Raw genomic sequence first — 9,791 nt, forward strand, 5'->3', positions numbered from 1 at the left:
CGCCACGCCGCCAATCCGACACCCATTGCGTCCAATCCGGTGACGACGCCGTCGGTGGCGGCGACGAAGTCCTGGCTCTCGCGGGCGACGGGGAGCGAGGCATCGGGATCGCCGCCCTGCGCGGCGATCATCGTTCGCCACCGATCCATTGCCGAACCGTCGGCCAGCTTGTCGGCCGGATCGATACCCTCGATCCCGGCCGCCGCGAGCATCGTGCGCGCCAGCGTGATCGTCAGCTCGACGATGTCGGCCGGCCCACCTCCGGCGAGTACCTCGACCGATTCCTCCACCTCGAGCGCGTTGCCCGCGGTGAGCCCGAGCGGGGTGTCCATCGCCGTCAGCACCGCCAGAGTCCGTACCCCCGCATCGGTTCCGAGCTCGACCATGGCGGTCGCGAGTTCGCGTGCGTCGTCGACGTTCTTCATGAACGCTCCGGCACCGACCTTGACGTCCAACACGAGCGCCCCGGTGCCCTCGGCGATCTTCTTGCTCATGATCGAGCTGGCGATCAGCGGGATCGATTCGACCGTTCCCGTCACGTCTCGCAATGCGTAGAGCTTCTTGTCGGCCGGAGCGAGATCGGCACCGGCAGCGCACACGACAGCACCGATCGCCGGATCGGCCAGGATGCGGTGCATCTCCTCGCCGCTCAGATCCGCTCGCCATCCGGGGATGGACTCGAGCTTGTCGAGCGTCCCGCCGGTGTGGCCAAGTCCTCGACCCGACAGCTGCGGCACAGCGGCTCCGCAGGCGGCGACGAGCGGAGCCAGCGGCAGCGTGATCTTGTCTCCGACACCACCGGTCGAGTGTTTGTCGACGGTGGGCAGCGGCAGCGCCGAGAAGTCCATCCGTGTGCCCGACGCGATCATCGCGTTCGTCCACGTACCGAGCTCGCGACGCGACAATCCGCGCCACAGAACGGCCATTGCGAGAGCCGACATCTGTTCCGGCGCGACGGATCCGCGGGTGAACTCCGCGATCACCCATTCGATCTGCTCGTCGTCGAGAACGCGCCCGTCGCGCTTGGCGCTGATGATGGATACGGCGTCAGGCATGGTTGTTCACGCGTCCTTCGTCGAGGTTGTCGGGGCCGAAAGCGTTCGGGAGCAACTCTGCCAGTCGAACCGGTCCCGAGGCGGTGTCGACGAGCAGATCCGGGCCGCCGAACTCGTACAGCAGCTGCCGGCATCGCCCGCACGGCATCAGAATTTCACGCCTGGAATCGCAGCAGGAAAAGGCCACGAGTCTGCCGCCGCCGGTCGAGTGCAAGTTCGACACCAACCCGCACTCCGCGCAGAGCCCCAAACCGTATGAGACATTTTCCACATTGCACCCGGTGACTATCCGATTGTCGTCCACCAGAGCTGCGGCGCCGACCGGAAAGTTGGAGTACGGGGCGTAGGCACGGCCCATTGCCTCATGAGCATTGTCGCGCAACGTTTTCCAGTCGATTTCGTTCATGGTGCACCATCCAATCACGCTGTCTGAATTGATGCAGAGATCCGGCCTGAAGTGCGCCCATCAATTGGGAAGGCAAACCTAACACCAGATTTCGGCAGCGTACGAACCTCGAGTCGAATTAGTTCCGTGTTTCGAATGGGTTTACAGTTTCTTGTAAGCGGCTAGTACAACCAGCACTAGGGCCGAATCGCGACAAATCGAGCCACGACAAGACCGGCCACCGGGCTCGATGCGTCCACCAACGACGTTGGAGGCATTGCACTCGATGAGTAGCACGACAGAAGCCGCTCCGGTCAAGGAGCGCAAGCGGTCGCTGTACCGCGGGGATCCGGGCATGTGGTCCTGGGTCCTTCACCGAATCACAGGCGTCTTGGTTTTCTTCTTCCTGTTCGTCCACGTTCTCGACACGGCGATGGTTCGGGTCAACCCCGAGACGTACGACGCCATCATCGAGACCTACAAGACCCCGCTCGTCGGTCTGATGGAGATCGGCCTCGTCGCGGCCGTGCTGTACCACGCGTTGAACGGCATCCGCGTGATGCTGATCGACTTCTGGTCGAAGGGACCGCAGTACCAGAAGCCGATGCTGTGGGTCATCGCAGTCGTCTGGCTCGTCGTCATGATCCCCGGCGCGGGACGAATCTTCTACAACATGTTCACGGCGGGTGGTCACTGATGTCGACGCAGGGTCCCGAGGCGAAGGTCCTCGGCACGAACTACGACCGTCCGGCCAGCCTGGCCAACCCGCGTTCGCCGCGGCGCCAGAGCAAGGGCAACTTCGAGCTCTATGCATGGCTGTTCATGCGCTTCTCCGGCCTGGCACTCGTCGTGCTCGTCCTGGGCCACATGTTCATCATGTTGATGCTCGACGACGGTGTGCATCGCATCAACTTCGCATTCGTCGCCGGTCGTTGGGCCAGCCCGTTCTGGCAGTTCTGGGACCTGACGATGCTGTGGCTGGCGCAGCTGCACGGCGGCAACGGCCTGCGCACGATCATCGCGGACTACTCCCGCAAGGATTCGACGCGTTTCTGGCTGACCACGCTGCTGGTGCTGTCGATGATCCTCATCATGGGCGTCGGCACCTACGTCATCTTCACGTTCGATCCCAACATCACGGCGAGCTAAGGACACTGACGCTTACATGCAGGAACATCGTTACGACGTACTGATCGTCGGCGCAGGCGGTGCCGGTATGCGTGCTGCGATCGAGGCCGGACCCCGTGCTCGCACAGCCGTACTGACCAAGCTCTACCCCACGCGCTCGCACACCGGCGCAGCTCAGGGCGGCATGTGCGCCGCCCTGGCCAACGTCGAGGAAGACAACTGGGAGTGGCACACGTTCGACACCGTCAAGGGCGGCGACTACCTCGCCGACCAGGACGCGGTGGAGATCATGGCCAAGGAAGCCATCGACGCCGTTCTCGATCTCGAGAAGATGGGTCTTCCGTTCAACCGGACACCCGAGGGCAAGATCGATCAGCGGCGCTTCGGTGGCCACACCCGCGATCACGGCAAGGCTCCGGTGCGTCGTGCGTGCTACGCAGCCGACCGCACCGGCCACATGATCCTGCAGACGCTCTACCAGAACTGCGTCAAGCACGACGTCGAGTTCTACAACGAGTTCTACGCACTGGATCTGTGTCTGACCGAGACCGACGACGGTCCCGTCGCGACCGGAATCATCGCCTACGAGCTCTCCACCGGTGAGCTGCACATCTTCCACGCGAAGTCGATCATCTTCGCCACCGGAGGCTCGGGCCGGATCTACAAGACCACCTCCAACGCCCACACCCTCACCGGTGACGGCATGAGCATCGTGTTCCGCAAGGGTCTTCCCTTGGAGGACATGGAGTTCCACCAGTTCCACCCGACAGGTCTCGCAGGCCTGGGCATTCTCATCTCCGAGGCAGTGCGAGGCGAGGGCGGCATCCTGCGGAACGAGTCGGGCGAACGCTTCATGGAGCGCTACGCACCGACCATCAAGGACCTCGCGCCCCGCGACATCGTCGCGCGGTCGATGGTGCTCGAGGTGCTCGAAGGACGCGGCGGCGGCCCGAACAAGGACTACGTCTACATCGACGTCACGCACATTCCCGAGGAAGTTCTGGACGAGAAGCTCCCGGACATCATGGAGTTCTCGCGCACGTACCTCGGTGTCGACCCCGTCAAGGAGCCGGTGCCCGTCTACCCGACGTGCCACTACGTCATGGGCGGCATCCCCACCAAGATCCGCGGCGAGGTTCTGCGCAACAACGAGGACATCGTCCCCGGCCTCTACGCGGCCGGCGAATGCGCCTGCGTCTCCGTGCACGGAGCCAACCGTCTCGGCACCAACTCGTTGCTCGACATCAACGTCTTCGGACGTCGTGCCGGCATCGCCGCGGCCGAGTACGCGAACTCGGTCGACTTCACCCCGCTCCCCGAGGAGCCGGCGAAGATGGTGCAGGACTGGCTCGAGTTGATCCTGTCGGACCACGGCCACGAGCGCGCAGCCGACATCCGTACCGAGATGCAGCAGTCGATGGACAACAACGCATCGGTGTTCCGTACCGAGGAACGTCTCGAGACGGCACTCAAGGATGTCCGCGCCCTCAAGGAGCGGTACAACAAGATCACCGTCGAGGACAAGGGCAAGCGCTACAACAGCGACCTGCTCGAGGCCATCGAACTCGGCTTCCTGCTCGAAATGGCGGAGGTCACGGTCGTCGGTGCACTCAACCGGAAGGAATCGCGCGGCGGACACGCTCGCGAGGACTACCCCGAGCGCAACGACGCCGAGTACATGAAGCACACCATGGCCTACAAAGAGGGCGAAGGTCTGCTCACCGAGATCCGCTTGGATTACAAGCCGGTAATCCAAACCCGCTACGAGCCGATGGAGCGGAAGTACTGATATGAGCGCACCCACACTGGACAAGAAGTCCAACGAGTCCGACCTGCCGCCCGTCCCCGAGGGCGCGGTGATGGTCAACCTCAAGATCGCGCGCTTCAATCCCGAGAACGGTGACGGTCAGCGCTGGGACACCTTCCAGGTCCCCACCCTGGCCACCGACCGTCTGCTCAACCTGCTGCTGTACGTGAAGGGCTACCTGGACGGCACCCTGACGTTCCGTCGCTCGTGTGCACACGGTGTCTGCGGCAGCGACGCGATGCGGATCAACGGTGTCAACCGTCTCGCCTGCAAGGTGCTCATGCGCGACATGCTCCCCAAGGACTCGTCGAAGACGCTGAACATCACCATCGAGCCCATCAAGGGTCTGCCGGTGGAGAAGGACCTCATCGTCGACATGGAACCCTTCTTCGACGCGTTCCGCGCCGTGAAGCCGTTCCTGATGACGACGGGCAACGAGCCGACCCGCGAGCGGATCCAGTCCGCAGCGGACCGCGCCCGGTTCGACGACACCACCAAGTGCATCCTGTGCGCGTGCTGCACCACCTCGTGCCCCGTGTTCTGGAGCGACGGCAGCTACTTCGGTCCGGCCGCCATCGTCAACGCGCACCGGTTCATCTTCGACAGCCGTGACGAGGGTGCAACCGAGCGTCTGGACATCCTCAACGATGTCGAGGGTGTGTGGCGTTGCCGCACCACCTTCAACTGCACCGACGCATGCCCTCGCGGCATCCAGGTGACCAAGGCGATTCAGGAAGTCAAGCGCGCGTTGCTGTTCGCACGCTGACAGCTTCTCCTGCCCCACGTACAGCGCCCCTTCGCACACGCGAAGGGGCGCTTTTCGTTCTCGGTCAGACGAACGCGCCGAAGCCCGTCACTCCGCGGCCGACGATCAGGTTGTTGATCTGCGCGGTGCCCTCGTAGGAGTACAGGGCCTCGGCGTCGGCGAAGAATCTGATGACGTCGTGCTCGATGAGAATTCCGTTGCCGCCCAGGATCTCTCGGGCCCAGCCGACCACCTCGCGCAGCCGCGTCGTACAGAACGTCTTGGCCAGCGCTGCATGCTCGTCGTGGTGGACGCCGTTGTCCTGCAGCTGAGAAACACGAATCGCCATGCCGAGCGAGGCGGTGATGTTCGCCGTCATGCGGGCGATCAGGTCGGAGATCAGCTGGAACGACGCGATCGGAGACCCGAACTGTTCGCGTTCGCGCGCATAGGCCACGGCCCGCTCGTACGCGCCCATCATCACGCCCACGGCCTGGAACGCCACGCCTCCGCGGGTCAGACGGAGCACCTTCGCTGTATCGGCGAACGAGTTGGCGTCGGCCAGCTTGTTCTCGACCGGGACTCGGCAGTTCTCCAGATGGATGTCCGCGTTCTCGACCGCGCGGAGCGAGTACTTGCCCTCGATCTTCTCCGCCCGGAACCCCTCGAATCCCTGCTCGACGACGAAGCCCTTGACCTCGCCGTCGGCCTCGTCCTTGGCGAACACGATGGTCAGATCTGCGAACGTGGCGTTGCCGATCCAGCGCTTACTGCCGTTGAGGATCCAGTGATCTCCGTCGAGTCGAGCTGTGGTCTCGAGTCCGCCTGCGACGTCGGAGCCACCGTGCGGTTCGGACAGTCCGAACGCGCCGATCTTCTCCATTCGGCGCATCGCAGGCAACCACCGCTCGCGCTGCTGCTCGGACCCGAGAATCGAGATACTGCTCATCGCCAACGAACTGTGCACGCTGAACATCGTTCCCGTGGACGGATCGACTCGCGCGAACTCCATTTCGAGCCAGCCGGTGAGCAGCTTGCGTGAGGCCTTTCGGTCGTCGAAACCATAACCCAGACCGGCGATCTCGAGCTGTGCGATCTTCGGCATCAGGTGCACCGGAGAGGCGGCCTTCTCCCAGAATTCGTTCGCCCGCGGCGCGACCTCGTCCTGCAGGAATCGACGGGTGCGCAGGACCACTTCGGTCTCGGAATCGTCGAGCATGCTCTGATACCCGTAGAAATCGGATTCGAGAAAGTCCGGCGACAGTGGTCCGAGGGGCTCGTGCTCGCTCATGTTCGGCTCCTTCGTCTGGTGCCTCCGTCGAGCACCTCTTTCGATCCTCTACCCGCCGCGCCCAATTCTCACGCATGCACCGCGGCCCCGAGATGTCAGCGGCGCAGTTCGTCGGAGAGGGTCGCCAGTTCGTCGCCGCCCGCCATTTCCTTGGTGAGGTCGTCGAGCGAGATGTCGTCGTGCGCACAGTCCAGTGTCTGACGTCCACGATCGAGGAGGACGAAGTGATCTCCGACCATGTACGCATGATGCGGATTGTGGGTGATGAACACGACTCCGAAGCCTTTCTCCCGGGCCGCCGAGATGTACCGGAGAACCATGCCGGACTGTTTGACGCCGAGAGCGGCGGTCGGCTCGTCGAGGATGAGAACTCGGGCACCGAAGTAGATGGCGCGCGCAATGGCCACGCACTGACGTTGGCCACCGGACAGTGAGCCGATGGGGGCATCGACATCCGGTAGATCGATCCCCATCTTGCGGAGTTCGTCGATGGTTCTCGCGCGCATCGCTTGGGTGTCGAGGGTCTTGAAGATCTTGCCCTTGCGCAGCTCCTGACCGAGGAAGAAGTTGCGCCACACCGGCATCAGGGAGACGACCGCGAGGTCCTGGTAGACCGTGGAGATACCCTGATCGACCGCCTGCTTCGGCGAGCCGAACGTGGTCGCCGTGCCGTCGACGAGCAATTCCCCCTCCGACTGCCGATGCAACCCGGACATGATCTTGATCAGAGTGGACTTGCCTGCGCCGTTGTCACCGAGAACGCAGGTGACCTCACCGGCACCGACACGGAGGTCTATCCCGTGCAGCGCGATGATGTTGCCGTAGCTCTTGCCCACGCTTTTCAGTTCGATGAGGGGCGTGTTCGCGGAGGACGTCATGGTCACCTTTTCGCCGCGTAGTTGCGGAAGGAGCTGTTCGCGATCACTGCGAACAGCAGCATCGCACCGAGGAAGAACTTGAACCAGTCCGGGTTCCAGCCTGCGTAGACGATGCCCTGGTTGGTCATGCCGAAGATGAACGCTCCGATGAAGGCACCGACAGCGTGCCGTATCCACCGGTGAGCAGGCATCCGCCGATGACCGCGGCGATGATATAGAGGAATTCGTTGCCCACGCCTTGGCCGGACTGCACGGTGTCGAACGCGAACAGCAGGTGCATGCCGACGAACCAGGCGCAGAAGCCGACGAACATGAACAAGCCGATCTTGACCCGAGTGACCGGCACCCCGACCGCACGCGCCGATTCCTGGTTGCCGCCGACAGCGAAGATCCAGTTGCCGATCCGGGTCTTCATCAGCACCCAGGTCGCGGCGAGGGTGAACACGATCCACCACACGACGGTGATGCGGACCGAGACCCCCAGCAGCGAGAACGAGGACGAGAACACTGCCTTGGCCGAATCGAACCCCTCCATGTCCGAGATGGACGGGGTGGCCACCTGGCCGGTGACGAGCTTGGTGACGGCGAGATTGATGCCGGTGAGCATGAGGAACGACGCAACGTGATCAGGAACGACGGAATCCTGGTCGTCATCACCAGGTATCCGTTGAGAAACCCGACCGCCAGTGCCAGCACCAGCGCCAGCACCGAGCCGGTCCAGACGTTCAGGTGCAGGTTGTAGGCCAGCATGGAGGCCATGATCGAGGAGAACGTCACCGCAACCCCGGTGGAGAGGTCGAATTCTCCGCCGATCATCAAAAGGGAAACACCGATCGCCATGATGCCGATGGTCGAGGATGCGTACAGCACGGTGGCGAGGGCTTCGGGCGATCGAAACGGCGGTGCCACGATGCAGAAGAAGACGAATATGGCGACCGCGCCGAACAGCGCCCCGACCTCCGGCCGAATCAGCAACCGCTGCAACGGTTTCCGCTTCTTGACCCGCTCATCTGCCATCACGGTGTGTTCGGACAGAGCCGGATCGGCCTGTGGGGACATGATCTTCCTTCCGCGCCGAGGCGACGCATTCAGCGTGTGCCGTTACGGGCGTACTCGGCGACCGCGTCGATGTTGGTCGAATCGATGAACGCGGGCCCGGTCAGCACCGGGGTGCCGCCACCGATCGTGTTGCCGTTGTTGAGGTAGAGCCACAGCGAGTCGATGGCCAGGTAGCCCTGCAGGTAGGGCTGCTGATCGATGGCCCACGCCACGTCACCCGACTCGATCGCGTCGACGAGTGCGGCGTTGGTGTCGAACGTGACGATCGTGGCGTCGCTGCCCGCATTGTTCTTGGACTGCACCGCCGTCAAGGCGATCGGAGCAGCGAGCGCGATGACATGGTCGATGCTCGGGTCCTGCTGCAGCTTGGCGGTGATGGTCGACTCGACGGACGGCATGTCCTTGCTGTTGACGTTGAGGATCTCGGTGGTGCCTCCGAAGCCCTCCGTCACGCCGGCACAGCGAGCCTCGAGTGCCACGGCACCCTGCTCCTGGATGATGCACAGGGTCTTGCGTGCACCGTCCTCGGTGAGCCGAGCCCCGGCAGCCTGTCCGGCGATGGTCTCGTCCTGGCCGAAGTACTGCTGGACTCCCATGTCCTTCCAGGAGTCGTAACCGGAATTGAACGCGACGACCGGGATGCCCGCGGCGGTCGCAGCCTCGACGGAGGGTGCCATCGCGTCGGGTTTGGCCAGCGTGACCGCGATACCGTCGACCTTCGAGTCGATCGCACTCTGGACGAGGTTGGCCTGGTTGGGCGCTTCGGGATCTGCGGAGTAGCGCAGTTCGATGTTGTCCTTGGCCGCAGCGGCCTCGGCACCCTTGCGAACCAGATCCCAGAAGGTGTCGCCGGGAACCTCGTGCGTGATCATCGCGATCGTCGCCGACGGCGTGTCGGCGACACCCGCGTTGCTTCCGTCGTCGGACGATCGAGGAGCACCACCGGTACTCGAACAGGCAGCGACAGTCAGTGCCGCGACCGCACAGACCGCGCCGACCGCGATCGGCCCGCGCTGTTGCCGAAACCTCATTGCACTTCCTCTCGAAAATTCGGCCTCTCGAAAATCCGGCCCCTCGAACAACCGTCGAATCCGACCCGCCGACCTGATCACTGTAAGAAACGATTGGTACCCGTCACGCATCTTCGACGATTATTCGTCACGCGACGCAACCGGTATGCGCAGCACCGGACCTCGGACATGAGAGGACTCTCATCTCCGATTCACGTAGCCACAATCCACCGTCGTCAGAGTCGTCTGTGTGCGAACCATCATCGTCTCGGCCCTGGGACTGCTCACGCTCGCCGTGCTCGTCGCGGCATTGCTGACGACTCGGTCGACGGGCGAGCAGACCCCGTTGCCCGCACCCATCGTCGCACCCGCCGCACCCGTGCAATCCGCCCCGGGTACTCCGGGGCCCGTTCCCCCTCCACCGGGACCGGGC

General features: G+C 63.6%; 9 protein-coding genes and 2 pseudogenes. 5 read left to right on the forward strand and 6 right to left on the reverse strand.

The window, feature by feature from the left end; translation table 11 throughout:
* Both RHBS_RS18620 and RHBS_RS18625 read right to left on the reverse strand, forming a co-directional pair.
* Positions 1 to 1,055 (reverse strand): thymidine phosphorylase (locus RHBS_RS18620; protein ID WP_128646209.1); only part of this gene is annotated, 1,055 nt, incomplete at its 3' end.
* Positions 1,048 to 1,461: a cytidine deaminase gene (locus tag RHBS_RS18625; RefSeq protein ID WP_121870356.1), complete on the reverse strand. Its 414-nt coding sequence runs from the start codon at positions 1,459 to 1,461 to the stop codon at positions 1,048 to 1,050. The genes RHBS_RS18625 and RHBS_RS18620, both read right to left, overlap by 8 nt.
* Before the next feature lie 265 nt (positions 1,462 to 1,726).
* On the opposite strand from RHBS_RS18625, the gene sdhC reads away from it, so the two are divergent.
* From sdhC to RHBS_RS18645, 4 genes are read left to right on the forward strand one after another with little or no spacing between them, the layout of a single operon-like run.
* Positions 1,727 to 2,137 (forward strand): succinate dehydrogenase, cytochrome b556 subunit, encoded by a 411-nt coding sequence (sdhC, locus tag RHBS_RS18630; protein WP_121870357.1) that lies wholly within the window; start codon positions 1,727 to 1,729, stop codon positions 2,135 to 2,137.
* Positions 2,137 to 2,589, forward strand: coding sequence for a succinate dehydrogenase hydrophobic membrane anchor subunit (locus RHBS_RS18635; protein WP_032397462.1), 453 nt, complete (start codon positions 2,137 to 2,139; stop codon positions 2,587 to 2,589). The genes sdhC and RHBS_RS18635 overlap by 1 nt, the downstream gene beginning before the upstream one ends.
* A gap of 16 nt (positions 2,590 to 2,605) precedes the next feature.
* Positions 2,606 to 4,357 (forward strand): succinate dehydrogenase flavoprotein subunit, encoded by a 1,752-nt coding sequence (sdhA, locus tag RHBS_RS18640; RefSeq protein WP_032397463.1) that lies wholly within the window; start codon positions 2,606 to 2,608, stop codon positions 4,355 to 4,357.
* A gap of 1 nt (position 4,358) precedes the next feature.
* Positions 4,359 to 5,141 carry a succinate dehydrogenase iron-sulfur subunit gene (locus tag RHBS_RS18645; protein WP_037188150.1) on the forward strand — a complete coding sequence of 261 codons (783 nt, stop codon included), beginning with the start codon at positions 4,359 to 4,361 and terminating at the stop codon, positions 5,139 to 5,141.
* A 64-nt stretch (positions 5,142 to 5,205) separates the two neighbouring features.
* Here RHBS_RS18645 and RHBS_RS18650 read toward each other — a convergent pair whose 3' ends face one another.
* The 4 genes and pseudogenes from RHBS_RS18650 to RHBS_RS18665 all read right to left on the reverse strand — a co-directional run bounded on the left by RHBS_RS18650 (position 5,206) and on the right by RHBS_RS18665 (position 9,379).
* Entirely contained in the window at positions 5,206 to 6,411 is a 1,206-nt protein-coding gene (locus RHBS_RS18650) for an acyl-CoA dehydrogenase family protein (protein ID WP_121870358.1), read from the reverse strand.
* Between the two features lie 95 nt (positions 6,412 to 6,506).
* The gene (locus RHBS_RS18655) at positions 6,507 to 7,289 is read right to left on the reverse strand and encodes an ATP-binding cassette domain-containing protein (protein ID WP_121872547.1); all 783 of its coding nucleotides are present in this window, start codon (positions 7,287 to 7,289) and stop codon (positions 6,507 to 6,509) included.
* Between the two features lie 2 nt (positions 7,290 to 7,291).
* Positions 7,292 to 8,348: pseudogene (locus RHBS_RS18660) on the reverse strand (ABC transporter permease).
* Positions 8,349 to 8,377: 29 nt separating this feature from the next.
* The gene (locus RHBS_RS18665) at positions 8,378 to 9,379 is read right to left on the reverse strand and encodes a sugar ABC transporter substrate-binding protein (RefSeq protein ID WP_183130200.1); all 1,002 of its coding nucleotides are present in this window, start codon (positions 9,377 to 9,379) and stop codon (positions 8,378 to 8,380) included.
* 229 nt (positions 9,380 to 9,608) lie between these two features.
* Here RHBS_RS18665 and RHBS_RS18670 point away from each other — a divergent pair.
* Positions 9,609 to 9,791, forward strand: a pseudogene (locus RHBS_RS18670) (hypothetical protein); the annotation flags it as partial.

Origin of the sequence: Rhodococcus sp. BS-15 (genome assembly GCF_000813105.1) — a bacterium.
Classification (GTDB): domain Bacteria; phylum Actinomycetota; class Actinomycetes; order Mycobacteriales; family Mycobacteriaceae; genus Rhodococcoides.